19 protein-coding genes and 3 pseudogenes are annotated in these 23,658 nt (G+C 60.8%); 8 read left to right on the top strand and 14 right to left on the bottom strand.

Going from position 1 to position 23,658, the window contains the following annotated elements:
* The first annotated feature begins 5 nt into the window (after nucleotides 1-5).
* Nucleotides 6-3,152 (top strand): CusA/CzcA family heavy metal efflux RND transporter, encoded by a 3,147-nt coding sequence (locus C5F70_RS21245; protein WP_057005638.1) that lies wholly within the window; start codon nucleotides 6-8, stop codon nucleotides 3,150-3,152.
* Here C5F70_RS21245 and C5F70_RS21240 read toward each other — a convergent pair.
* The 3 genes from C5F70_RS21240 to C5F70_RS21230 all read right to left on the bottom strand — a co-directional run bounded on the left by C5F70_RS21240 (nucleotide 3,076) and on the right by C5F70_RS21230 (nucleotide 6,844).
* The gene (locus tag C5F70_RS21240; RefSeq protein WP_104904010.1) at nucleotides 3,076-4,512 is read right to left on the bottom strand and encodes a heavy metal sensor histidine kinase; all 1,437 of its coding nucleotides are present in this window, start codon (nucleotides 4,510-4,512) and stop codon (nucleotides 3,076-3,078) included. The genes C5F70_RS21245 and C5F70_RS21240 overlap by 77 nt on opposite strands.
* Nucleotides 4,509-5,183, bottom strand: a complete 675-nt coding sequence (locus C5F70_RS21235; RefSeq protein ID WP_017844493.1) for a heavy metal response regulator transcription factor — start codon at nucleotides 5,181-5,183, stop codon at nucleotides 4,509-4,511. The genes C5F70_RS21240 and C5F70_RS21235 overlap by 4 nt, the downstream gene beginning before the upstream one ends.
* A gap of 341 nt (nucleotides 5,184-5,524) precedes the next feature.
* A complete protein-coding gene (locus C5F70_RS21230; RefSeq protein ID WP_104904586.1) occupies nucleotides 5,525-6,844 on the bottom strand; it encodes an OprD family porin in 1,320 nt (439 codons plus the stop codon).
* A gap of 225 nt (nucleotides 6,845-7,069) precedes the next feature.
* Here C5F70_RS21230 and C5F70_RS21225 point away from each other — a divergent pair, with 225 nt between their 5' ends.
* From C5F70_RS21225 to C5F70_RS21215, 3 genes and pseudogenes are all read left to right on the top strand, one after another.
* Nucleotides 7,070-7,402, top strand: coding sequence for a DUF2790 domain-containing protein (locus C5F70_RS21225; protein ID WP_046384813.1), 333 nt, complete (start codon nucleotides 7,070-7,072; stop codon nucleotides 7,400-7,402).
* 157 nt (nucleotides 7,403-7,559) lie between these two features.
* A pseudogene (locus tag C5F70_RS21220) lies at nucleotides 7,560-7,709 on the top strand (chemotaxis protein); the annotation flags it as partial.
* Nucleotides 7,710-7,769: 60 nt separating this feature from the next.
* Entirely contained in the window at nucleotides 7,770-8,357 is a 588-nt protein-coding gene (locus C5F70_RS21215; protein ID WP_017844489.1) for a flavin reductase family protein, read from the top strand.
* A 6-nt stretch (nucleotides 8,358-8,363) separates the two neighbouring features.
* On the opposite strand, the gene C5F70_RS21210 is transcribed toward C5F70_RS21215, so the two are convergent.
* Nucleotides 8,364-9,173, bottom strand: a complete 810-nt coding sequence (locus C5F70_RS21210) for an AraC family transcriptional regulator (protein ID WP_104904009.1) — start codon at nucleotides 9,171-9,173, stop codon at nucleotides 8,364-8,366.
* A 140-nt stretch (nucleotides 9,174-9,313) separates the two neighbouring features.
* Between C5F70_RS21210 and C5F70_RS21205 the strand changes: the two genes are divergently transcribed.
* Complete coding sequence (locus tag C5F70_RS21205; protein WP_046487463.1) at nucleotides 9,314-9,952, top strand: LysE family transporter; 639 nt, start codon at nucleotides 9,314-9,316, stop codon at nucleotides 9,950-9,952.
* Between the two features lie 44 nt (nucleotides 9,953-9,996).
* Complete coding sequence (gene ddlA, locus C5F70_RS21200; RefSeq protein WP_017844486.1) at nucleotides 9,997-11,091, top strand: D-alanine--D-alanine ligase; 1,095 nt, start codon at nucleotides 9,997-9,999, stop codon at nucleotides 11,089-11,091.
* Between the two features lie 27 nt (nucleotides 11,092-11,118).
* Here ddlA and C5F70_RS21195 read toward each other — a convergent pair whose 3' ends face one another.
* The 9 genes and pseudogenes from C5F70_RS21195 to C5F70_RS21150 form a co-directional block, all read right to left on the bottom strand.
* Nucleotides 11,119-11,433, bottom strand: a complete 315-nt coding sequence (locus C5F70_RS21195; RefSeq protein ID WP_104904008.1) for a DNA-binding transcriptional regulator — start codon at nucleotides 11,431-11,433, stop codon at nucleotides 11,119-11,121.
* A gap of 896 nt (nucleotides 11,434-12,329) precedes the next feature.
* Entirely contained in the window at nucleotides 12,330-13,052 is a 723-nt protein-coding gene (gene pgeF / locus C5F70_RS21180; RefSeq protein ID WP_057005643.1) for a peptidoglycan editing factor PgeF, read from the bottom strand.
* 25 nt (nucleotides 13,053-13,077) lie between these two features.
* Complete coding sequence (gene ggt, locus C5F70_RS21175) at nucleotides 13,078-14,907, bottom strand: gamma-glutamyltransferase (protein WP_104904006.1); 1,830 nt, start codon at nucleotides 14,905-14,907, stop codon at nucleotides 13,078-13,080.
* A 35-nt stretch (nucleotides 14,908-14,942) separates the two neighbouring features.
* Entirely contained in the window at nucleotides 14,943-15,722 is a 780-nt protein-coding gene (locus tag C5F70_RS21170; RefSeq protein ID WP_017844482.1) for a PhzF family phenazine biosynthesis protein, read from the bottom strand.
* A 272-nt stretch (nucleotides 15,723-15,994) separates the two neighbouring features.
* Nucleotides 15,995-16,240, bottom strand: a pseudogene (locus C5F70_RS21165) (monooxygenase); the annotation flags it as partial.
* Nucleotides 16,241-16,243: 3 nt separating this feature from the next.
* Nucleotides 16,244-17,008, bottom strand: coding sequence for a methyl-accepting chemotaxis protein (locus C5F70_RS31610; protein WP_371920077.1), 765 nt, complete (start codon nucleotides 17,006-17,008; stop codon nucleotides 16,244-16,246).
* 141 nt (nucleotides 17,009-17,149) lie between these two features.
* Nucleotides 17,150-17,974 (bottom strand): annotated as a pseudogene (locus C5F70_RS31605) (cache domain-containing protein); the annotation flags it as partial.
* Nucleotides 17,975-18,347: 373 nt separating this feature from the next.
* Nucleotides 18,348-19,502, bottom strand: a complete 1,155-nt coding sequence (locus tag C5F70_RS21155; RefSeq protein ID WP_104904005.1) for a Fic family protein — start codon at nucleotides 19,500-19,502, stop codon at nucleotides 18,348-18,350.
* 306 nt (nucleotides 19,503-19,808) lie between these two features.
* The gene (locus C5F70_RS21150; protein WP_104904004.1) at nucleotides 19,809-20,327 is read right to left on the bottom strand and encodes a carboxymuconolactone decarboxylase family protein; all 519 of its coding nucleotides are present in this window, start codon (nucleotides 20,325-20,327) and stop codon (nucleotides 19,809-19,811) included.
* 129 nt (nucleotides 20,328-20,456) lie between these two features.
* On the opposite strand from C5F70_RS21150, the gene C5F70_RS21145 reads away from it, so the two are divergent.
* Nucleotides 20,457-21,281, top strand: a complete 825-nt coding sequence (locus C5F70_RS21145) for an AraC family transcriptional regulator (RefSeq protein ID WP_102618047.1) — start codon at nucleotides 20,457-20,459, stop codon at nucleotides 21,279-21,281.
* Between the two features lie 64 nt (nucleotides 21,282-21,345).
* On the opposite strand, the gene C5F70_RS21140 is transcribed toward C5F70_RS21145, so the two are convergent.
* On the bottom strand, nucleotides 21,346-22,224 hold the full coding sequence (locus C5F70_RS21140; RefSeq protein ID WP_104904003.1) for a LysR family transcriptional regulator: 879 nt from the start codon (nucleotides 22,222-22,224) through the stop codon (nucleotides 21,346-21,348).
* 109 nt (nucleotides 22,225-22,333) lie between these two features.
* Between C5F70_RS21140 and C5F70_RS21135 the strand changes: the two genes are divergently transcribed.
* Complete coding sequence (locus tag C5F70_RS21135) at nucleotides 22,334-23,335, top strand: zinc-dependent alcohol dehydrogenase family protein (protein ID WP_102618049.1); 1,002 nt, start codon at nucleotides 22,334-22,336, stop codon at nucleotides 23,333-23,335.
* The last annotated feature ends 323 nt before the right edge of the window (nucleotides 23,336-23,658 follow it).

The raw sequence follows: 23,658 nt of genomic DNA, 5'->3' as shown, positions 1-23,658 counted from the left end.
TTCCCATGTTTGAGCGCCTTATCCAATTCGCCATCGAGCAGCGCATCATCGTGCTGTTGGCGGTGCTGTTGATGGCCGGTGTCGGTGTCGCCAGCTATCAGAAACTGCCCATCGACGCGGTGCCCGACATCACCAATGTGCAGGTGCAGATCAACTCGGCGGCGCCCGGTTTTTCGCCGCTGGAAACCGAACAGCGCATCACCTTTCCCATTGAAACCGCGATGGCCGGGTTGCCGGGGTTGCAGCAGACCCGTTCGCTGTCGCGCTCTGGTTTGTCCCAGGTCACGGTGATCTTCAAGGACGGCACCGACCTGTTCTTTGCCCGCCAATTGGTCAATGAACGCCTGCAAGTCGCCCGTGAACAATTGCCCGTCGGCATCGAAACGGCGATGGGGCCGATTTCCACCGGTCTTGGGGAAATTTTCCTATGGACCGTGGAAGCCGAAGAGGGCGCGCGCAAGGACGACGGCACGCCCTACACACCGACCGACCTGCGCGTGATCCAGGACTGGATCATCAAGCCGCAACTGCGCAACGTGCCCGGCGTGGCCGAGATCAACACCATCGGTGGTTTTGCCAAGGAATACCAGATCGCCCCCGACCCCAAGCGCCTGGCGGCCTATAACCTGACCTTGAGCGATCTGGTCACCGCCCTGGAACGCAACAACGCCAACGTCGGTGCCGGCTACATCGAGCGCAGCGGCGAGCAATTGCTGATCCGCGCACCGGGGCAAGTGGCGTCGATCGACGATATCGCCAACATCGTCATCACCACCTCGGACGGCACGCCGATCCGCGTGCGCAATGTGGCCCAGGTCGAGATCGGCCGTGAGCTGCGTACCGGCGCCGCCACCGAAAACGGCCGTGAAGTGGTGCTGGGCACGGTGTTCATGTTGATCGGCGAAAACAGCCGCACCGTGTCCCAGGCCGTGGCTGCGCGACTCGAACAGATCAACCGCTCGCTGCCCGAGGGCGTGGTCGCCGTGACCGTCTACGACCGCACCAACCTTGTCGAAAAAGCCATCGCCACCGTGAAGAAAAACCTCTTCGAAGGCGCGTTGCTGGTGGTCGCGGTGTTGTTCCTGTTCCTCGGCAACATCCGCGCGGCGCTGATCACCGCGATGGTGATCCCGCTGGCGATGCTGTTCACCTTTACCGGCATGTTCACCAACAAAGTCAGCGCCAACCTGATGAGCCTCGGCGCGCTGGACTTCGGCATCATCGTCGACGGCGCGGTAGTGATCGTCGAGAACGCGATCCGTCGCCTGGCCCATGCGCAACAGCGACACGGCCGCCTGTTGACCCGCAGCGAGCGCCTGCACGAAGTGTTCGCGGCGGCCAAGGAGGCGCGGCGCGCGCTGATCTTCGGGCAACTGATCATCATGGTGGTGTACCTGCCGATCTTCGCCCTCACCGGCGTGGCCGGGAAAATGTTCCACCCCATGGCCTTCACCGTGGTGATCGCCCTGTTCGGCGCGATGATCCTCTCGGTGACCTTTGTGCCGGCGGCGATTGCGCTGTTTGTCACCGGCAAGGTCAAGGAAGAAGAAAACCTGGTGATGCGCAGTGCGCGCCGGGTCTATGCGCCGGTGCTCGATGGGGTGATGGCGCGGCGCCCGCTGGTGTTCGGTTTGGCGCTGTTGACCATCGTCGCCTCGGGGCTGGTGGCCAGCCGCATGGGCAGCGAATTCATCCCCAGCCTCAGTGAAGGCGACTTCGCCCAGCAAGCCCTGCGCGTGCCCGGCACCAGCCTGACGCAGTCGGTGCAGATGCAACAGCAGTTGGAAAAAACCTTGATGGCCCAGGTGCCGGAAATCGAACGGGTCTTCGCCCGCACCGGCACCGCGGAGATCGCCTCCGACCCGATGCCACCGAACATTTCCGACAGCTACGTGATGCTCAAGCCCAAGGATCAGTGGCCTGATCCGCAGAAATCCCGTGAGACGCTGATCGCCGATATCCAGCGCGCCAGTGCGATTGTGCCGGGCAGTGCGTATGAACTGTCGCAACCGATCCAACTGCGCTTCAACGAGCTGATTTCCGGGGTGCGCAGCGACGTGGCGGTGAAGGTATTCGGCGACGACATGGCGGTGCTCAACGCTACCGCCGGGGAAATTGCCGAGACCTTGCAAGGCCTGAACGGCGCCTCGGAAGTGAAGGTCGAGCAGACCTCCGGCCTGCCGGTACTGACCATCAATATCGACCGCGACAAGGCCGCGCGGTTTGGCCTGAACGTCGGCGATGTGCAGGACACGATTGCCGTCGCAGTCGGTGGGCGCCAGGCCGGAACGTTGTACGAAGGTGACCGACGTTTCGACATGGTCGTGCGTTTGTCCGACGCATTGCGCACCGATATCGACGGCTTGTCGCGGCTGCTGATCCCGGTGCCGGCGCTGGCCGGTAACGCCTCCGGGCAACTGGGCTTTATCGCCTTGTCCCAGGTCGCCAGCCTCGACCTGGTGCTGGGCCCGAACCAGATCAGCCGCGAGAACGGCAAGCGCCTGGTGATTGTCAGCGCCAACGTGCGGGGGCGTGATATCGGCTCGTTTGTCCAAGAGGCCGAAGCTGCCATCGGCGCCCAGGTCAAAGTGCCGGTTGGCTACTGGACTACCTGGGGCGGGCAGTTCGAACAGTTGAAGGAGGCCTCCGACCGCCTGCGCATCGTGGTGCCGGTGGCGCTGCTGCTGGTGTTCGGGCTGTTGTTCATGATGTTCAACAACCTCAAGGACGGGCTGTTGGTGTTCACCGGGATTCCGTTCGCCTTGACCGGTGGGATCATGGCGCTGTGGCTGCGCGATATTCCGTTGTCGATCTCGGCCGGGGTGGGCTTTATCGCCTTGTCCGGCGTGGCGGTGCTCAACGGCCTGGTGATGATCGCGTTTATCCGCAACCTGCGCGAGGAAGGGCGCTCGCTGTCGATGGCCATCAACGAGGGCGCGCTGACCCGGCTGCGCCCGGTGTTGATGACGGCGCTGGTGGCGTCCCTCGGGTTTATCCCCATGGCCCTGGCCACCGGCACCGGCGCCGAGGTGCAGCGGCCGCTGGCGACGGTGGTGATCGGCGGGATCATTTCCTCTACGTTGCTGACCTTGCTGGTGCTGCCGGCGTTGTATCACTGGGCGCATCGCAAGGACGAGGAAACACCAGGCTGAAGCGCGTAAAACGCCCCGGCTGGCTGCTGACATCGGCGTGGCCCTGATGCAGGTGCATGATCGACTGCACGATGGCCAGCCCCAGGCCGGTGCCGCCCTCGGCGCGGGTACGGCTGCTGTCGGCGCGGTAGAAGCGTTCGAACAAGTGCGGCAGGTGGTGCGCTTCGATGCCGCGCCCGGGGTTGCCGACCGACAGCGATACACGCTGGCCGTAGGTTTCCACCAGCAACAACACGGTGGACGCGGCTGGCGTGTGGCGGATGGCATTGGACAGCAAGTTGGAGATGGCCCGCTGGATCATCAGGCGATCGCCCATCACCCAGGCGTCGCCGCGCAGGTTCAGGGTCACCTGCTTGTCCTCGGCGCTCAAGGCAAACAGCTCCATCACCCGCTGCGCTTCGTCACCCAACGACACCTGGGCAAACCCGGCCCGCGCCGCTGGATGGCTGACCTGGGCCAGAAACAGCATGTCGGAGACGATGCGCGACAGGCGTTCCATTTCCTCGACGCAGGATTCCAGGCCCGCTTGGTATTCCTGCGAAGGCCGCTCGCGGGACAACGTCACCTGCGCCTTGCCCATCAGGTTGGTCAACGGCGCGCGCAGTTCGTGGGCCAGGTCATCGGAGAACTGCGACAGTTGCCGCACACCGTCGTCCAGGCGGTGCAGCATGAAGTTGATGCCCTGGGCCAACTCGCCCAGCTCCTTGGGCAGGTTGTCCAGCGCCAGGCGATGGGTCAGGTCCTGGGTGCTGACCTGCGCCGCCACACGGCTGAACTGCTGCAACGGCGCCAGCCCGCGCTGCACCAGCCACCAGGCGCCCATGCCGATCAGGGTCAGCAGCAGCGGCAGGGCGATCACCGTGGAGCGCAGGTAGGCACTGAGCAACGCTTCATCGTCGGAGCGGTCCAGCGACAGCAGCACGCGCACGTTCTCGCCATTGCGCAGCGCCACCATGCGCGAGGCGCTGAGGATGCGGTTGCCATGCCCGTCCACCCAGTTCAGGTAGGCCAGGGTCTTGCCGGCCGGTACGTCGAGCAACAACGGCTGCTGGGGTTTTGCGCCCACGCTGAGGAGCACCGGCGTATTGGCCTGGGTGCTCATGATGGTCAGGTAGATATTGTCGTGGCCCATCACCAGGTCCAGCAGCGAGTGGGGGCGGCTGCTGATGTCGCGGGGGGCGAGGCTCTGGCTCAGGCTGTGTTCCAACTGCTCCAGCTTGTTTTCCAGGCCCTTGCGCGCGAGTTTGTCCAGCTCGTGGGTCAAGGCCAGGTAAGCCAGGGTCGCCAGCAGCACGACCAGTCCGGCGCCCATCAGGCTGACCGTCAGGCCCAGGCGCATCGACAGGCTGCTGGTCCTCATTGACGCGCCTCCAGCACGTAACCGACGCCGCGAATGGTGTGGATCAGCTTGACCTCGCTCTGGTCGTCGACCTTGCCGCGCAGGCGGCTGATGGAGACTTCGACGACGTTGGTGTCGCAGTCGAAGTTCATGTCCCACACCAGCGAGATGATTTGCGTGCGGGTCATCACCTCGCCGGCCTGGCGCATCAATACGTGCAGCAGGGCGAACTCCTTGGTGGTCAGGTCGATGCGTCGTGTGCCGCGGTAGGCGCGGTGGCGGCGTGGGTCCAGCTCCAGGTCGGCGACGCGCAACACGTCCGGCAACGGAATGTGCTCGCTGCGCCGCAACAGCGTGCGCACGCGAGCCAGCAGTTCGGGGAATTCGAAGGGTTTGACCAGGTAATCATCGGCGCCCATGTCCAGGCCCTTGATCTTGTCGGTCAGCCGGCCGCGGGCGGTCAGCATCATCACCCGCTGGTTGCCGTCGCGGCGCAGGTGTTCCAGCACTTCCCAACCGTCGGTGTTGGGCAGGTTCACATCGAGGATCACCAGTTCATAGGTGTGTTGCCGGGCCAGGTGCAGGCCGTCGACGCCACTGGCGGCGCAATCGACGACATAGCCGCTTTCGGTCAGGCCCTGCTGCAAGTAATCGGCGGTTTTCTGCTCGTCCTCAACCACAAGGATACGCATGGGGATTTACCTTCAAAGGAAACGGAGAGGGGGCATGGCCTCATAGAGGCGCTGAATTTGGCTGTAGGAAAACTCTGAGCCGTGAAGTCGCTATAGGGTCAAGCCACGTCAGGTAGCTGCGACGATTCGCCGCTGTGCGAGTAAAAAAAAACGCCCCAAACGGGGCGTAAAAAGTTCATCTCCGTTCCAAAGGAGCCACACAAAAGCTGCAGAGATGAATAGTGCTCGATGCGCAGTATAAAAACTGCAACTTAACGCGAAGGTGAGGCCGATATTACAGTTCTGACAGATTTGAACCTGTGAAGAGATGTACTTCATCGGCAAGTTAATGTAAGCGTTGCTTAGAGCACCGCCAGTGGATATTCGATAATGACCCTTACTTCTTCCAGGTCCGACTCAAATGCACTTGAGCGCACGCTCGCCTGGCGCAGGCGCAGGGATAAGTCCTTCAGCGTGCCGGCCTGCACCACGTACTTGGCTTCGATATCGCGTTCCCAGCGGCGCTGATCCGTGAGCGGATTACCGGCGGCATCGCGGCGCATATACACCGCGTTGGCGTTGCTGTAGTCGGCACCGCTGCCTTTGGCGTAGCGGGTCATGAACGTCAGGCCGGGAATGCCGAAGGCCTGCATGTCCAGGTCGTAGCGCACCATCCATGAGCGTTCCTTGGGCGAGTTGAAGTCGCTGTACTGGATCGAGTTGTTGAGGAAGATCGAGTCCGACTGGCGCAGGTAATCGAAGTCGTCGTCGCCATTGTTGCGCTGGTGCGACACGGCAACGCTGTGGGCGCCGACTTTCACCCCGAGCCGGGCGCTCCAGATGTTGTTGTCGAATGTTCCCAGGCGCTTTTTGCCCTCGTCCACGGCCTTGTAGTAATTGACGTCGCCGAACAGCGAGACGTCGTTGGTGAGTGGGTAACTGGCGGTGCTGCCGACGTAGTATTGGTCCCATGCGTCTTTCAGGCGGCTGCTGTACAGGCTGAAACCGAGGTGCTTGTTGAGTTGATAGTCTCCGCCGAAATAGCCGATCCAGGGCGAGTCGACCGGGCCCGCATAAAACGTCGCGAAGCCTTTGTTCATGCCGCTTTCATTGGGCTGGCTCATGCCGCTCAGGCGTCCGCCCTGCAGGCTCAGGCCGGTGAGGCTGGTGTTTTGCACGGTGACGCCACGGAAACTTTCCGGCAATACACGGGAGTCGCCGTAGGCCACCACCGGCGTCAGCGGGAACACGTCGCCGGCCTTGATCACTGTGTCCAGCACGCGCAATTTCGCGGCGCCGCCGACCTTGCTGTAGCTGTCTTCGGGGCGGTTGTCGCGGTCCACCGGCAACATGCCGAACGAGCCCTTGCCGCCGCTGCGGCCGGTGCCCGAATCGAGTTTCACGCCGACCATGGCAAACGCATCCAGGCCAAAGCCCACGGTGCCCTGGGTGAAGCCGGATTCGAACTTGCCGATCAACCCCTGCGCCCAGGCTTCTGAATAGCCGTTGCCGGTCGGGCTGGATTGGCCTTTGCGATCATCGCGGTTGAAGTAAAAATTACGTGCCAGCACGTTCAGGCGGCTGCCTTCGATAAAACCGTCGGGCTGGTCTTCCACGGCCAGCGCTGCCAGGGGCAAGGCGGCGATGAGTGAGAGGGGGAGGGTGTAATAACGGATATGCATGTTTCGCTCCTCGGTATTGGCAGTGATCAGCTTCTTATGGAGGCGGGCGTTCTTATTGATTTGGCCCGGGCTGATAGTTGCAAACCGTGGATAACGGCTGTGTTGCGCGAACATTACAATTCTGGAACCTTAGTGCCACCTAACAAATACGTAATCTTCTGGTGAACATCGCGTCAGGGTTGTTTAGTTAGTCTCGACACTGAACTTTCAGTCGAGGAATGAACAATGAACTTTTATAAAACCAGCCTGGGTATATTGACGGCCATCCTGTCCTTCGGTGCATTGGCCGAAGGCGGCGGCGATCGCACGTTTGCGCTGATGATGGAGCGCAATGAACAAGCCATGACCGAGTACGCGGCCAGAGAGGGCAAAGCGGCCCCGGTGGTGCAGACCTATCGCTATGGCATGACCCTGGACATCGCCAAGGTGGTCAACGTGACACCACCGATCCGCTCATGCAGCCCCGTGCCCTCGCGCATGACCTACGAAGACACCAGCGGCAAGCTCAATACCCTGGAATATCAAGTGATGGGTATCTGCCGGAACAATGGCAGCTGACCGCTGTAAAAAAGAGTGACGCCGGGCATTGACGCGCTCTTCAGAAAACGCCGGCCACACCGATGAAGGCCGGGTGGAATGGTCGAATGCCAACTTCCTGCAGGAGCTGGCTTACTCGATGTCGCAACTGCAGGCGCGCGGCGAACACGTTGTCGGTGCGGTGCGCCTGATGAGCGACGGCCGCCAGCAAGCCGAGCAGGGCCTGGCCCTGGCAGCCGAAGCCGGCACGGTGATCGTGGAAATCCAGGACGGCGCGCAAAAGGTCGTCAGTGCAGTCGGGCAGTTCGCCAACCAGCTCTCGAACTGACCCGTAGGGCTTGTGCTTGAGGTATCGTAGGTTTTTTCACGATTGAAGAGCCGATCCTCCATGAGCCCCGACCACTGCCGCGCCGTTCCGCTGTCCAAGGCCTACCGCTTGCTCAACCACGGCCCGACCGTGCTGGTCAGCGCCGCGCATGACGGTCAGCGCAATATCATGGCTGCCGCCTGGGCCATGCCGTTGGATTTCGAACCGCCGAAAGTCGCCGTCGTGCTGGACAAGGCCACCTGGACCCGGCAACTGCTGGAACGCGCCGGCACCTTCGTGCTGCAGGTGCCCTGCGCGGCCCAGGCCGATCTCGTACAGACGGTGGGCACTACCAGCGGCGCGGAACTCGACAAATTCGCCGCCTATGGCCTGCGCACCTTCAACGGTGAACACACTGAGGCGCCTTTGCTCGAAGGCTGCGTCGCCTGGTTGGAATGCCGCCTGTTGCCCGAACCGCACACCCAGCAGACCTACGACCTGTTCCTCGGCGAAGTGGTCGCGGCGTATGCCGACGAGCGCGTGTTCAGCGAAGGGCACTGGCACTTTGAAGGCTTTGATCAACTGCGCACCTTGCACCATGTGGCGGGCGGGCATTTCCTCACGATCGGCCAGCCGATTGACGGGCAGCAGCTGACGCCCGCCGGTTGAGCGTGTTCAGCGCCCGAGCATCTTCACCCAGCGCGCCGGCGGCATGCCGTAGGTGCTGTGAAATTGCCGGGTCATGTGGCTCTGGTCGGTGAAGCCGGCGATCATCGCTGCGTCCACCAGCGTTTTGCCCTGGGCCAGCAGGCTGCGTACCAGATCCAGCCGGCGCATGGTCAGGTAGCGGTAAGGGCTGGTGCCGAACAACAAACGAAAATCCCGCGACAAGGCCCAGCGGTCGCGGCCGGCGTGTTCGGCCATTTCATCCAGGGTGATGCTGCGGCCCAGGGCGCTGTGGATAAATTCCCGGGCGCGTTCGGCGGCGACGTAATCGAAGGTCTTGCGGGTGGTGATCGCTCCCGAGGCGTTGTTCAAGGCTTGGGCCAGGTCGAACAGGGCGTCCTGCTCCTGCAGCCGGTCGATCGGGCAGTCCAGGCGTTGCAGCAACACTTCGCTGGCGCGAAACAGCCACGGGTCGGTGGACACCCCGCCGGGGATAAACGGCAACGGCTTGCCGCCGAGGATCTGTTGGACCAGCGCCGGCTCCACATAGATCATGCGGTACTTGAAGCCTTCCTCGCTGCCGGCGCGGCCGTCATGGGTCTCGTCGGGATGAATCACCATGGTGGTGCCGGGCAGGCCATGGGTCATGCCGCCGCGATAATGAAAACTCTGCACGCCGAACAAGGTGCGACCGATGGCATAGGTGTCATGGCGATGCAGGTCGAACGCGATGCCGGCGAAGTACGCCTCGATACGGTCCAGGCCACTGGCATGCGGCGCGCGGTGGACCCAGTCGAGGGTGGGGGTGGGTTTACCCATGGTGACTTGTCACAAGAAGAGGTGGAAACACGTTAACCGAGTCTGAGGCCCTTGTCTGCCGGGGTCTTGTACGATTGTGCAGGGGGGCAGACGAGGCCTATGATCGCTGTTCGTGCCCTGTGCTGATGGAGTTGCCCGCCATGGATTTGCTCAACCCCGCCTACGTGACGCCCCTGATCTCGCTGGCCCTGCTGTGGACGGTGGCGGTGGTCACGCCCGGGCCCAATTTCTTCAACACCGCGCAACTGGCCGCCAGCTGTTCGCGCCGCCATGGCGTGGTGGCCTCGGCGGGTGTCGCGACTGGGACGATCCTGTGGGGGCTGGCCGGTGGGCTGGGCATAAAGTCGCTGTTTACCGCCGCCCCCATGCTGTACCTGGCGTTCAAGATCATCGGTGGCTGCTACCTGATCTACCTGGGGTTGAAGCTGTTCAAACGCTCGGCGCCGGCGATGGGGCAGAGCCGCTTGCCGGGCGGGGCTCGGCGCTCGTTGTTTTCCGCCTGGCGCCTGGGGTTGCTGGGCAATCTGTCCAATCCCAAGGCCGCGCTGTTCGTCGCCACCATCTTCGCGTCCACCATGCCGCCGTCGCCATCGCCGATGCTGTTGACCCTGGCGGTGATCATCATGGCCACCTTGTCGTTCAGCTGGTATTCCAGCGTGGCCCTGGTGTTTTCCAGTGCGCGCATGGCCGACCTCTACAGCCGCTCGCGTAAGTGGCTCGACCGTTTTGCCGGGAGTTGCTACATGCTGTTCGGTGTACATCTGGTAGCGAATCGCTGACCGCTCATGGTAAGAAGCCTTACTTTCAACAGTGAGGTCGGGTCATGAGCAAGGTGCGCGTAGGGATTATTTTTGGTGGCCGTTCGGCCGAGCACGAAGTCTCGCTGCAATCGGCGCGCAATATTGTCGATGCCCTCGACCGCTCGCGCTTCGAGCCGGTGCTGATCGGCATCGACAAGGCCGGTCACTGGCACCTTAACGACACCTCGAACTTCCTGATCAACCAGGAAAACCCGGCGCTGATCGCCCTCAACCAGTCCAACCGCGAACTGGCGGTGGTGCCGGGCAAGGCCAGCCAGCAAGTGGTGGAAACCGCCGGCAGCGGCCTGCTCGCGCACATCGATGTGATCTTCCCCATCGTCCACGGCACCCTCGGCGAGGACGGTTGCCTGCAAGGCCTGCTGCGCATGGCCGACCTGCCTTTCGTCGGCTCCGACGTGCTCGGTTCGGCGGTGTGCATGGACAAAGACATCAGCAAACGCCTGCTGCGTGACGCCGGCATTGCCGTCACGCCGTTTATCACCCTCAACCGCAACAACGCGGCGCGCACGTCGTTCGACATGGCGGTGGGCAAGCTCGGCCTGCCGATGTTCGTCAAACCCGCTAACCAAGGCTCTTCGGTGGGCGTGAGCAAAGTGAACGACGAGGCCGAATACCACGCCGCCGTCGAACTGGCCCTGGGCTTTGACGAGAAAGTGCTGGTGGAGTCCGCCGTCCACGGCCGCGAAATCGAATGCGCCGTGCTGGGCAACGAACATCCCATCGCCAGCGGTTGCGGCGAGATCGTGGTGAGCAGCGGCTTCTATTCCTACGACAGCAAGTACATCGACGACCAGGCGGCCCAAGTGGTGGTGCCGGCCGATATCAGCGTGCAAGCCAGCGAGCGGATTCGCCGCCTGGCCGTCGAAGCGTTCGAGGTGTTGGGGTGCGCAGGGCTGGCGCGGGTCGATGTGTTCCTCACCGAGGACGGCGAAGTGCTGATCAACGAAATCAACTCGTTGCCGGGTTTTACCCGGATCAGCATGTACCCCAAGCTGTGGCAGGCGGCGGGGATGAGCTACAGCGAGTTGGTCAGCCGCTTGATTGAACTGGCGTTGGAGCGGCATGCGGGGCGCAAGGGGTTGAAGATCAGCCGATAGTCATCGCCCTGCGCGTCAGTAACGCCATCAGGCGTTACTGAGGACTTCCCGGAAAACGTCCGGTCTTATAGCCGCAATATGCAGCAGCGAACGTGCTGCGCCGGAGGGGGAGCGACGCCCTTGTTCCCACTCTTGAAGGGTTCTTATCGACACCCCCAACAGCTCGGAAAATTTGGCTTGCGACAACCCAGTCTTACTTCTTGCGTCCGCGGCTTGAGTGATTTCAACCTGGTGGACTGCGCCGTAAAGCCCCGCTTTGACATCCTGAATGGCTGCCAGTAATTCTTCGCCGATAGTGCGCTTGGCGTCACGTTCCTTCAGCTGTTTCTCAGTGAGTGGCATGGTTCATGTCCTTCGCGATTTTGTACAGGATATGCGCTGGAATAGGCTCGGTAGCGCCCTTGCCGTAAATCGGCAGGGCTACTACTGCTCCACACGACAATTGTGTGGTGTAGATGATCCGCACTGATCCACTTTTACCTCGGCCTTCCAGGCTCCAGCGTACTTTGCGGCAGCCACCCGAGCCGGGAATAGCGGTTCCGGCGTCTGACGTAGCTTCTGGCAAGAAAGGGCGGGCCAGAAAATCGCAGTAGTGGAGCCGCTGTTCAAGGGCGTTTTTATCGCAAAAAATGACATGGCACTTTGCGTTTTGTCTCAGGGAGCATAGGTATCCACACAACTTTGGCGTGGTCCTGAACCTGTGGTGAGGGAGCTTGCTCCCGTGACGGCTCGGGAGCCGACGACTATCTAACTGATGCCCCGCGACCTAAATGTGGGAGGGGTGGTGCGACGATTCGACTTGCCCCCGATGGCGGCCTGACAGCCGACCAAGATGTTGGATCAGACTGAGTACATATCCGTTGCTGCGGTAACGGCGGCTATTGGTTCCGCTCTTACAGCGGCTCACTTTTGGAAAGGCCCAAAAGTAAGCAAAAGGCCTTCGCCCCACCACTCGGCACCTCGCCTAGGCTCGGTGTGCCCGTAATCCGACATTGATTTGGGGGGCCGCCGCCACGCGCCATCCATGGCGCGGGGCGGCTAAACCGGCATCCCTGCCGGTTTACCCCCCAAATCAATATCGAATTCCGGCCAGCGTGGTTTAACGGGGCGCCTGAGATCAAAAGCAAAATCAAGAGCGGCTCGCTTCGCATCGTGGTTACCGTTGGCTGCTACAAAGTTGTGTAGATACCTATGCTCGGGGAGAGGACATTCAAAAAAGGGCTGTAGGCCTTTGTTAATCAGCTTGTACGAGCAATCCACGAATACAACAACGTCTTCGCCTCTTGCGGTTGATGCGTGCGTCGGCGGTAGCTGGCAAACGTCGGTGATGTGCAATAGGTACACACCTCACTCACTTCAATCTGCTCGCGCCGAATGCCCGCCGCTTGCAGCAGCATCAGCCCATACCCGCTCAAGTCAAACCATGCGCTGCCCGCTTGTCTCGCCTGGGGCGGTGCAATTTCCGGCGTCAGCAGCGGTGCCGGTTGCTCAGCGCTCCATGGCGCCTGGCGGTGTGGCCACAGGTGCCCTTGGTCCGACTGGAACTCGGCAATAAACGCCGCGCTCACCTCATAACAACAGGGTTTGATCGACGGCCCGATTGCCACCTGCAATTGATCGACAGCCACTCCTTCAGCGGCAAAGCGCTGCACGGCGCTGGCGATGATCCCGCGTTGCAGGCCCTTCCAGCCACCATGCACAGCGGCCACCCAGTCACCGTTGTTCGAGGCGAACAGAATGGGCAGGCAGTCGGCGGTGATCACCGCGATCGGGTGGTGATGGCGCGTCAACACGCCATCGGCTTCGACCGTATTGGCCACCCGATCTGCCTGCCATTCCATCACCGACGCACTGTGTATCTGCTTGCAGATGAATACCTCTTCCGGCCGCTGCGGGTCATTGATCGAACAAAAACCGTGGTCGACACCAGGAACGGAACCGAGATTGTTTGCCTTGCGCACTGTGCTGTTCTCCGTGCATTAACGATCAATCGCCCAACGCTTCCCCCTCCCGCCGAGGGTCGGCACCGCCGCTCAGCAGCACCTTGCCCTGCGCATCCCGCGTGCGAACGATGGCCTGGACGCCACTGGTCATCTCGATCTCGCTCAGCGCATGGCCCTTGTCCCTGAGCGCCTGTTTCAACGCCGGGCTGAACAGGCCGGTTTCCAGTTCGGTAGCGCCATTGCGGCTACCGAAGTTGGGCAGGCTGATCGCGGCTTGCGGGTCGAGTTGCCAGTCGAGCATCGCCACCAGGGACTTGCTCACGTATTCGATGATCTGCGAGCCGCCCGGCGAACCCAGGGTGGCCAGCAACTCACCGCTGTGGCGGTCGAACACCAGGGTCGGCGCCATGGCCGAGCGCGGGCGTTTGCCGGGTTGCACGCGGTTGGCCACCGGCTGGCCGTTTTCTTCGGGAATGAACGAGAAGTCGGTCATCTGGTTGTTGAGCACAAAGCCCTGGACCATCAGGTGCGAGCCAAATGCGGATTCCACCGTGGTGGTCATCGACACGGCGCCACCCTGGTCATCCACCGCCACCACTTGTGAGGTGGAGATGCGCAGCGGCGAGCGGTCCGGGGCATACGCCACTTGAATGCCCGCCGGTTGGCCCGGCTGCGCGATGCCCAGGCTGCGTTCACCGATCAGCGCGGCGCGTCGGGCCAGGTAATCCGGGGCGACCAGGCCGGCGACCGGCACCGGCACAAAGTCGGCATCGGCCACATACAGGGCGCGGTCGGCAAAGGCCAGGCGCCCGGCCTCGGCGATCAGGTGAACCGCCTCGGGCGTGGGCTCAAGGCCGGCGGGGGAGGCGCTCTTGAGCGGTGTCATGGGCGCGATGGCCAGGCGTGGGTCGCGGGCTTGCAGGGCCTGCAACGTGCCGAGGATCTGCGCGATGGCAATCCCGCCCGACGACGGCGGCGGCATGCCACAGATTTTCCAGCGCTTGTAATCGGTACACAGCGGCGCGCGTTCCTTGGCCGCGTAGCCTGCAAGGTCGGCCTCGGACAGGCTGCCCGCGTTGCGGTGGCCCTGCACCTTGCGCGCAATCTCATCGGCGATCGGGCCTTGGTACAGCGCGTCCGGGCCTTCCTCGGCGATGCGCTTGAACACGGCGGCTAGCGCCGGGTTTTTCAATAGGGTGCCGGTGGCTTTGGGCGTGCCATCGGCGTTCAGAAAGTAGGCAGCCATCTCCGGCGACTGTGGGATAAAACGGTCAGCGGCTATCAGGCTGTGCAAGCGCGGCGAAATGGCGAAGCCGTGTTCCGACAGCCGGATCGCCGGCTCGAACAACCGGGCCCAGGGCAGATGCCCGGTCTTTTTGTGCGCCAGCTCCAGCGCTCGTAATACCCCCGGCGTGCCCACCGAACGCCCGCCGATCTGCGCTGCGGTAAACGCCATCGGCTGCCCGTCGGGCTTGAGGAACAAGCGCTCGGTCGCCCCGGCCGGTGCGGTTTCCCGGCCGTCATACGCCTGCACGCGGTTCCCGTCCCACAGCATGATGAACGCGCCGCCGCCAATCCCCGACGACTGCGGCTCCACCAGCGTCAACACCGCCTGCATGGCAATCGCCGCGTCGATCGCCGAACCGCCCTGGCGCAACATCTCGCGCCCGGCTTCGGCCGCCAGCGGGTTGGCCGCCGCCGCCATATGCTGCGCGGCGTGGCGCGGGCTGAGGTCGGTGCGATAGCCCGAGCCCAACTCCGGCGCTGCTGGCGGTTCGTTGACCGGGGAGTGGCAGGCCACCAGGGCCAGGGCTGCGGCAATGACCGTCAGGTGACGGCGGGCAATCGAAAACACGCGCTGAACTCCGTTCATTTTGCGAATGATCTGTCGTTCTTGGGGAGTGCGTTTTACAGGTAGATCGAGCCCTGCATATACAGCACAGCCTTGCCGGAAATAATCACCCGGTCGCCCTTGAGGGCACAGCGCAACTGGCCCTTGCGCGTGCCGCCCTGCTCGGCGCTCAGGCTTGTCTTGCCCAGGCGCTCGGCCCAGAACGGCGCCAGCGAGGTGTGCGCCGAACCGGTGACAGGGTCTTCATTGACCCCCACATTCGGGCCGAACCAACGGGAAATGAAATCGAACCGCGCACTCTTGGCCGTCACCGCAATCCCGCGTTTGGGCAGGCCCTTGAGCCGGGCGAAATCCGGGGTGAGCGCGGCGACCTGGGCTTCGTCGTCGAGCAACACGATGTAGTCATCGGTGCCGAACACCTCGGCGCGTTCAATCCCCAGCGCGCTCAACATTCCGGCAGGCGGCTCGCACGCCTGTGGCGCTTTCGCCGGGAAATCCATCGCCAGTTCATCGCCCTCGCGGGTTACCCGGAGCTCGCCGCTGCGCGTTGCAAACCGCAGCACGTCAGGCGCATCCGCCAACGCATTGATCAACACCCACGCCGCTGCAAGCGTGGCATGGCCGCACAGGTCGACTTCGACGGTCGGGGTGAACCAGCGCAACTCATAAAAATCGTCACGCGGTACGAAGTAGGCGGTTTCGGACAGGTTGTTTTCGGCGGCGATGTTTTGCAGTTGCGCGTCGCTCAGCCACTCGGTCAGCGGGCACACCGCAGCGGGGTTGCCGCCGAAAGGGTGTTGGCTGAAGGCGTCGACTTGGTAGATGTCCAGTTTCACCGTGGTGTACTCCATGTGCGAGGGGGAGGCTGGACACTAACAGTGGGCTGCGGGGAGCGTCAAAATACAGATGGGCTGTTTTTTTGCGCGCATGCAGGATGCCGCGAGGGAGGCGGCAGGGCTTTTTCGATGTTGCGGAAAAAAATGCCCCGGCAGGCTGGGGCATTTTCAGCTCGCGGTGTTACATGCTCCGAGGTTATTTCTCCGCGCGGTTTTGCTGGCCGCCTGCCCCGCCCCGACCAGGACGGCCAGCAGGGTCAGCTGGTAAAACGCACGTCGGCACCGGTGTCGTCCTGTTGGGCGTACAGGTCGATCCAGCCGGCGAACAGGCTGCCGGTGCTGTAGTACTTGGTGCCGTTGGCGACCGATTGCTCGCCCTGGCGGCTGATGCGGGTAATCACCTGGCCGATCTTCACGTCACCGACTTCGGTCCAGGTATTACCGACCAGTTCCCCGGCCACAAACCGCTCGAACCAGGCATTCTGTGGGCTGAATGCCTGGGCGTTGAGGCGGTGTTCGGGTCAGATACGGAAACTGCCCACCAGATGCTTCAAGCGTGCCGCCTGCTGTTCCAGGTCGGCGCAGGCGCGCAGGGTCGACTGCAGGTTTTCCACGCCTTCCTGATTGAGCGTGTTGATTTCGGTGATGTCCATGTTGATCGACTCCACCACCGAGGTCTGCTCCTCGGTGGCGGTGGCGACTGACTGGTTCATCCCATCGATCTCGCCGATGCGCTGGGTCACGCTGTTCAAGCGTTCGCCGACCTGGTTGGCGATCTCTACGCTGTCGAGGCTGTGGCGCTGGCTTTCGCCCATGGTGTTGACCGAATCCCGGGCGCCGACTTGCAGCTCCTCGATCATCGTTTGCACCTGTTGCGCCGACTCCTGGGTGCGGTGCGCCAGGTTGCGCACTTCATCGGCCACCACGGCAAACCCACGCCCGGCGTCACCCGCCCGGGCGGCTTCGATGGCCGCGTTGAGCGCCAGCAGGTTGGTTTGCTGGGAGATGCTGGTGATTACTTCGAGAATCTGCCCGATATTCACCGTTTTGCTGTTCAGCGACTCGATATTCGTACTCGACGCGCTGAGCATTTCCGACAGCTGATTCATTGCACCGATGTTGCGTTCCACCACTTGCTGACCCTGCTCGGCCATCCCGCGCGCGTCGCTGGCCTGGTGCGAGGCCTCAGCCGCATTACGGGCTATTTCCTGAGCCGCGGCCCCCAGTTCGTTGATGGCGGCGGCCACACTGTTGGTTCGGCTAGCCTGTTCGTCGGAGTTGAGCATGGATGAGTTGGAGGCGCTGACCACGCGCATTGCCACTTCGTTGACGTGCTCGGTCGCCGACGAGACCTCTCGGATCGAGGTGTGGATACGTTCGACAAAACGGTTGAACGCATTGCCCAGCATGCCGAACTCGTCATGCGTGTGGATGACCAGGCGTTTGGTGAGGTCACCTTCGCCTTGGGCAATGTCCTCCATTGCGCGGGTCATCGCGTGCAGCGGTTGGAGCAATACGCGGATCAGCAGGCTCAGCAGGACGATGATGATGACCACCGCAACGATGGTGGCAATCACCGCCGAATAGCGGAACTTACTCAGCGTCGCGTAAGCCTTGTCTTTATCGATAGACAGGCCGATGTACCAGTTGGCCGAAGGGAGACCTTTGATCGGTGCGAAGGTCAGCAAGCGGGCTTGCCCGTTGACCTGGACCTCGGTCAGCTCGCCGGAAAGTTTCGGGGTGTGTGTAGGGTACAAATCCGAAAGCGACTTCATGACCAGCGCTTTGTCCGGATGGACCAGGATCTTGCCCTGATCGTTGACCAGGAACGCATACCCCATGCCGCCAAAGTTCAACGAGTTGATGATTTCCACCAGGCCATCCAGCGCCAGATCGCCGCCGACCACACCGATGTTGCTGGAAACCTTGCTGATGACACCAATGACCATCTTGTTGGTGGCCATATCGATATAAGGCTCAGTCAGCATGGCGCCGCTGGCGTTCATACCGTCCTTGTACCAAGCCCGGGAGCGCGGGTCATAGCCATCGGGCATCTTGGTGTCCGGACGAATACTGAAGCTGCCGTCGACCTTGCCTAGGTAGTCGGTGAGAAAACTTGAGGTCAGGACGCTTTCATCCATCAGCGTCTCGGCATTGGCAGGCTCCCTGGCAATGTTCTGCGCCAGGTTCGTCACCAGATTGATCCGCCCCTCCAGCAGGTTGCGAATATTGGTGGAGGTCGACTCACCCATTTCAGCCAAATAGTTTTCCAGGCTGGTGCGGGTGGCATTGCGCTGTAGATAGTCGTTGTACAGCGTGAACAGGGTGAAGGCGAGCATCACTATCAGCGACACGGCCAAAAGAATTTTATGACTGAAACGAAGGCTTTTATTCATGGCGTATTGAGTTCGCTAGGTCTTTTGCAGGGACTGTGGAAGCGTATCGGCTGGAGCCTGGTAAACCTTGAGATGCGAAGAGCCTGTTTACTGCGACGGAGGAAGGTAAAGGAGGCAAGGAGCGACCGCCAGAAACAACGAAGCCCGCAGGAGGCGGGCTTCTTGAGGGGCGTCATAGACTGCTGCACAGCGGCGGACGATTTCCGCTCATTCGGTCTTTAATCGATGCTCAGGGTCTTTCCAGCGGCTCAGGTATGAAGCCTTGCTCCCTGAGGGACTTGATTACACCTCGAATGAGATAGTTGTTGGAAAAACCGATCGTGTACTGCCTCGCGCCGGCGTTCAGCGGTAGAAGCATCCCTTGGTCCACCAGCTTTTTGATCAGGTAAGTCCGTTGATTGCTCGACTGCTGCGGGAGTACGGCTGCTACATCTGCCGATTTTACGACCTTCAGTTTTATTGCGGCCAACAGCACCGCTTCCTCTACCTCCGTGATCCATTTTCGTTCCCGTGCGAAGGCCACGGCAGGCACGAGTATGCATTTGGTCAGGTATGCGTAGTCTGTGAGGCGATCGACTTTCTCCAGCTCCTCACGAACCCCTTCCAGCACGTAGGTACACCACGCCTCCAGTCCGTCCTTTGTTCCTTTGTCGGCGGTGGCAAGCATTGCGTAATAGCGCTCACGATCGTTGCAGAATACCGCCGTAGGATTCAGGACACGGCCGCCGGCGTTGACGTTGAAACCATACTTGATCAGGAGTGCGTAGGTTAGCAGCCTGACCACGCGGCCATTGCCATTGCCGAATGGATGTATCCATCCAAATCTATGGTGAGCGAGCGCAACCTTCATGAGGTCGTATTTCGGGGGTGCTTCGTGATTCACGAATGCGACAAGTTCCTGCATATACGCTTGAACGTGGATGAAGTCAGGAGGCTGGTGATCAGACTGAGATATTCTGACCCCTCCACTGCGATAGGCTCCGGGCGTTTTGTCGCCCTCACGCACCAGATCGTCGACGGTCATCGCGTGCAGCTCTCGAATCATCTGCTCGGTCAGCGCTGCGCCGGGCGCCATGATCCGCTCAATGTAGTCCATCGCCTTTTCAATATTGGCCACCTCGCGCAACGGGTCCGTGTCCTGGGCCTTACCTTCGACCTTGCTGTCTATATAGTCCGCCAGCGTCGTGTGGTTGCCTTCTATGCGGGCAGAACCGAGGCTTTCCAGTGCATGGAAAAGCGATTTGAGTTGGTAGAACACCTGCGGCGGCGTATCACCTTCAAGCCTTAGGCGACGCAGATGCTCCAGTTCGCTCAGTACATCGACAAGGTCCGAGTCAAAGGATGGATTGAGAAGCTCAAGGTCGTGATGGATAAATGTAGGCATATGGAAAGATATCTCAAACCGGCCGAAAGGTTATCTTGAAAAAAATCAGGGAAGCTACCGTAATTAAGGGTGTTTGCTTGGAGTGCGCTAAACATTATCTTGAATTCAGGCTTAAGCTAACTCAAAAATGAGCAATGATTAAGTGAGAAATCTCGATGGTTAGCGGAGGGCATGGCGAGGATGTGCTTTCGGCAGGTCTGAATGATGGGGCCTTTGAGCGTCATGAATCGCCGCCAGGCCTTCAAGGTCAGCAACAAGGGCTGACCTTGGTATTGCAGGTGCTGGAAACTGCTACGGAAATAGCCGTTAGTTTGACGATGGCGGGAAGTCGATATCGGTAGCGGCGATGTTGTTCAAATAGTTGGTCAGGGTTAACAGCGTGATCTGTGCCACCACCTCCACGATCTTGCTATCGGTAAGACCGGCGTTGTGCGCTGCGGTGATCTGGGCATAACTCAATTGTCCGCGGCTTTCGGTGATTTGATGCGCCAGAGCCGCGACCGCGCTGAGTGTGCCCATGCGTGCTTTGCCAACGGCCTCCTCGCTCAAGCCAGCCTTGGCCCCAAAGAATGCATGTGCGGCCACGCAGTAGTCGCAACCGTTGACCTCTGACGCAGCGAGGGCAACGACCTCACGCTCAACGGCACTCAGTGAGGTTTTACCCAAGGCCTGAGCGAGGCTCTGGTAACCACTCAATGCGGCCGGGGAGTGAGCCAGGGTTTTAAATACGTTGGGAATAAACCCAAGACCTTTTTGGATACCTTCAAGAGCAGCGCGCGAGCCAGCAGGGGCTTGGTCCAGCGAGAGAGCAGCGATACGAGTCATGGTAATTCTCCAGTAGATTGATTAGCCGGCTTGTCGATCAAGCCTGGTGTCAATATTAGGGAGGCAGACTTTCCTTTCGGATTCAGATCGTCGAACTTATGCAACAGATCGTCTAAATTTGAGCGAGCCATGGACCGATTATCGACACTGCTTAAACACTTCAATCTGCACGCGTCCACGTTTCACCAGGGTGGTTTTTGCGGAACAACCAACCTCTATGGGCAGGGTAGTTTCGGACACGCACATTTACTGCGTTCGGGACGCCTGGCCCTAAGGGACAAGCGCGGCCAGCTCATTGAGTTGACGGAACCCAGCCTGATTCTGGCGGTGCGCCCGCAGGAGCATCAGTTGCTGGCGATCGAAGCAGATGAAGCGGAGTTGGTCTGTGCAACCTTGCAATTTGATGGCGGGGCGAACAATCCCCTGACTCTGGCTTTACCGGATTTCATCATCAAGCCACTTCGTGAATTGCAGGGGCTGAGTGGCACCCTCGACTGGCTATTTGAAGAAGCCTTCGGCGACGAGTGTGGCCGTGATGTCATCCTCAACCGTCTGTTCGAGCTGATGGTGATTCAGCTGCTTCGCCACCTCATCGCCAGTCGTAGCATTGCGTCAGGGATGATGGCCGGATTGGCTAATGCTCAGCTGTCCCGCGCGCTTGTAGGCATCCACAACGAACCACAGCGCAATTGGTCCGTGGCGGAGTTGGCGGATCGCTCAGGTATGTCACGCGCCAGCTTTGCTGCGCACTTTCGCGAGACGGTGGGTAGTACCCCTGCAGATTATCTGGCGAACTGGCGAATCAGCTTGACGCAGAAGCGCCTGCGTGAAGGGCGCCCCATCGCGTTGATTGCCGATGAGGTTGGCTATGAAAGTCCGTCTGCGTTAGCCCGTACTTTTCGGCGCAAAGTTGGTGCAAGCCCGAAGGAATGGCTCCAGCACACCAGGGGATGACGTCTAACCGATTGGTGGCGCAATCGCAGGAATGATCACGGTCCTGGGCTCAGTGTGGAAACCCTCACAGGTGTGCCCGGAGAAAATCGATGAACGCCATCGTCCGCGCTGAATGTCGCCGCTCACGACTGAACACGGCACTTACAGGCAGCGCGGTGTTCTGATAATCGTTGAGCACGCTACGAACGTTGCCTTGTTCGACGTCAGCTGCGAACAGCCATTCTGGAGAAAGAGAAATGCCCAGGCCGCAGAGGACCATTTCACGGATGGCATCGCTGCTGTTGCTGGTGACGTTGCCTTTGATAGCCACATCGAACTCTCCTGCACCGTGCTTGAAGTGCCAGGTGTCATAGTGCTCCAGCAACGTGAAACCGATGCAGTTGTGGCCTGTCAGGTCATCGGGCTCGCGTGGCAGACCGTGTAGATCCAGATAGGCGGGCGCGGCATAGACCCGCCGCGTGCTGGTACCCAGAGACATTGCCACCAATCCCTCGCTCTTGACCGTCCCGATCCGGATCGCAAGGTCGATGTTTTCCTTGAGCAGGTCTTCATTGTAATCGCTCAGCCGCAGGTCAATCCGGACCTCGGGATAGCGCTGCAGAAAAGGCCCTACCAGCGGCGCTATGCATAACCTCCCGTAACTGACCGGTGCCGTTACTCTCAGGGGGCCTGCGATCTGCTCCTGGCCGCAGGCAAAGCTAAGCGTGGCGGTTTCGAGGTGGCCGAGAATTTCTTGGCAGTGGCTGTAGAAGCGTTGCCCTTGGTCGGTCAGGGCCAGGTGCCGGGTGCTGCGGGCGAACAATGGCCCGCCCAGATACTGCTCCAGCGCGCGGACCTGCTTGCTCACTGCCGGCTGCCCCATGTTCAGCTCTCGAGCTACCGCAGAAAACGACCCGCGCTCCACGACGCGTACAAAGATGTGCATGTTGTCGAACAGGTCCATCGGCAATTTGGCCTCTTTGTGGAATAAGTCATATGCAAATTCAGTTTCTTATCGGAACAATGAAAGCGCGGCAACCTGTAAGCGTCCATTCAATCATAGGGTTTGCGTCATGAATCACACCATGCTTGCCGCTATCGCCGAATCTGCCCAGGTCCCTCTGACCGTCCGCCACATCGCTCGCCCTGTTCCAGGTAAAGGGCAGGTCCTGATCAGGGTTCACGCCGCGGGGGTCAATCCTCTCGATACCAAGATCGCGATCGGCGCAGGCGCCCACGCCCGTCAGGCGCTGCCGGCAGTACTCGGCCTGGATCTCGCCGGAACGGTCATCGAACTGGGCGAGGCGGTTGAAGGCTTCACCCCTGGCCAGGAAGTCTTCGGTATGGCCGGCGGGATCGGCGGCGCCCAGGGCACTATGGCCGAGTACATTGCTGTGGATGCACGTCTGATCGCGTTAAAGCCGCACAGACTCGACATGCGTGAGGCGGCCGCATTGCCTTTGGTATTCATTACTGCGTGGGAAGGGTTGGTGGATCGCGCCAATGTCCGTGCAGGTCAACGTGTGCTGATTCATGGCGGTGCAGGCGGGGTCGGCCAAGTGGCTGTGCAACTGGCAAAGGCTCGCGGTGCCGAAGTCTATGCCACCGGTTCGGCGGCGAGTCTCGACTTCATTCGCTCACTGGGTGCAAGGGCTATTGACTACCGTGCGCAGAGCGTAGATGACTATGTCGAGCAGCATACGGCGGGGGAAGGTTTCGACATCGTCTACGACACGGTGGGAGGCAGCACCCTGGATGCGGCGTTCAAGGCAGTGAAGCCTTATACCGGGCACGTACTGAGCTGCCTGGGTTGGGGGCAGCACAGCCTCGCGCCGCTGTCGTTTAAAAGCGCAACCTACTCGGGCGTATTTACTCTGACGCCGTTGCTCACAGGCAAGGGGCGCGAAAACCACGGGGCTATCCTGCGCGAGGCCGCCGCGCTGGCAAATGCCGGGCAACTGACGATCCGGATAGATCAGCAGCCATTTGGACTGAATGAAGTCAACGAAGCGTTTCGCCAGGTCGCGGAAGGCCGCGGCAAGGGCAAGACGGTAATCCATTTGGTGAGCGAATAGTCCCCAACGACTTCAACGGTGTGCAGCCCTCCGTGAATGGTTCATACCGCATTACGCACTCACATTTTCCGGTCTTAAAAATGCCTTTATTTTGTCATGTTCCTGCAATGAACTCATGCGAGTTTGGTCGCCGGAAAATAGGACGCAACCGAGTGTTTCAGTGCGCTAATACGCTGTTTTAAATATGGAAAATTGATTTTAATGTCGATGTTTTGTCAGAGCATGGATAAGTCTGAGAGTGGTGGGGGCGGGTGCAAAATCCCATCCAATGTATTGACGAAGATTCTGTCGCAAACAGCCGCGGCCACGCTGCGCATTTCCAT

It is taken from the genome of Pseudomonas sp. LH1G9 (assembly GCF_002949975.1).
Lineage (GTDB): Bacteria > Pseudomonadota > Gammaproteobacteria > Pseudomonadales > Pseudomonadaceae > Aquipseudomonas > Aquipseudomonas veronii.
Note: the sequence above shows the minus strand (reverse complement) of the source record. Positions and strands in the feature narration are given on the sequence as shown.

Coding starts and splice junctions, on each gene's coding strand:
- C5F70_RS31610 (WP_371920077.1), bottom strand. CDS start 17,008: ATGCTCAACTCCGACGAACAGGCTAGCCGAACCAACAGTGTGGCCGCC.
- C5F70_RS21195 (WP_104904008.1), bottom strand. CDS start 11,433: ATGCCACTCACTGAGAAACAGCTGAAGGAACGTGACGCCAAGCGCACT.
- C5F70_RS21205 (WP_046487463.1), top strand. CDS start 9,314: ATGGATTTGCTCAACCCCGCCTACGTGACGCCCCTGATCTCGCTGGCC.
- C5F70_RS21140 (WP_104904003.1), bottom strand. CDS start 22,224: ATGGACCTGTTCGACAACATGCACATCTTTGTACGCGTCGTGGAGCGC.
- C5F70_RS21245 (WP_057005638.1), top strand. CDS start 6: ATGTTTGAGCGCCTTATCCAATTCGCCATCGAGCAGCGCATCATCGTG.
- C5F70_RS21240 (WP_104904010.1), bottom strand. CDS start 4,512: ATGAGGACCAGCAGCCTGTCGATGCGCCTGGGCCTGACGGTCAGCCTG.
- ggt (WP_104904006.1), bottom strand. CDS start 14,907: ATGAACGGAGTTCAGCGCGTGTTTTCGATTGCCCGCCGTCACCTGACG.
- C5F70_RS21145 (WP_102618047.1), top strand. CDS start 20,457: ATGGACCGATTATCGACACTGCTTAAACACTTCAATCTGCACGCGTCC.
- C5F70_RS21230 (WP_104904586.1), bottom strand. CDS start 6,844: ATGCATATCCGTTATTACACCCTCCCCCTCTCACTCATCGCCGCCTTG.
- C5F70_RS21155 (WP_104904005.1), bottom strand. CDS start 19,502: ATGCCTACATTTATCCATCACGACCTTGAGCTTCTCAATCCATCCTTT.
- C5F70_RS21235 (WP_017844493.1), bottom strand. CDS start 5,183: ATGCGTATCCTTGTGGTTGAGGACGAGCAGAAAACCGCCGATTACTTG.
- C5F70_RS21150 (WP_104904004.1), bottom strand. CDS start 20,327: ATGACTCGTATCGCTGCTCTCTCGCTGGACCAAGCCCCTGCTGGCTCG.
- C5F70_RS21135 (WP_102618049.1), top strand. CDS start 22,334: ATGAATCACACCATGCTTGCCGCTATCGCCGAATCTGCCCAGGTCCCT.
- C5F70_RS21225 (WP_046384813.1), top strand. CDS start 7,070: ATGAACTTTTATAAAACCAGCCTGGGTATATTGACGGCCATCCTGTCC.
- C5F70_RS21210 (WP_104904009.1), bottom strand. CDS start 9,173: ATGGGTAAACCCACCCCCACCCTCGACTGGGTCCACCGCGCGCCGCAT.
- ddlA (WP_017844486.1), top strand. CDS start 9,997: ATGAGCAAGGTGCGCGTAGGGATTATTTTTGGTGGCCGTTCGGCCGAG.
- C5F70_RS21215 (WP_017844489.1), top strand. CDS start 7,770: ATGAGCCCCGACCACTGCCGCGCCGTTCCGCTGTCCAAGGCCTACCGC.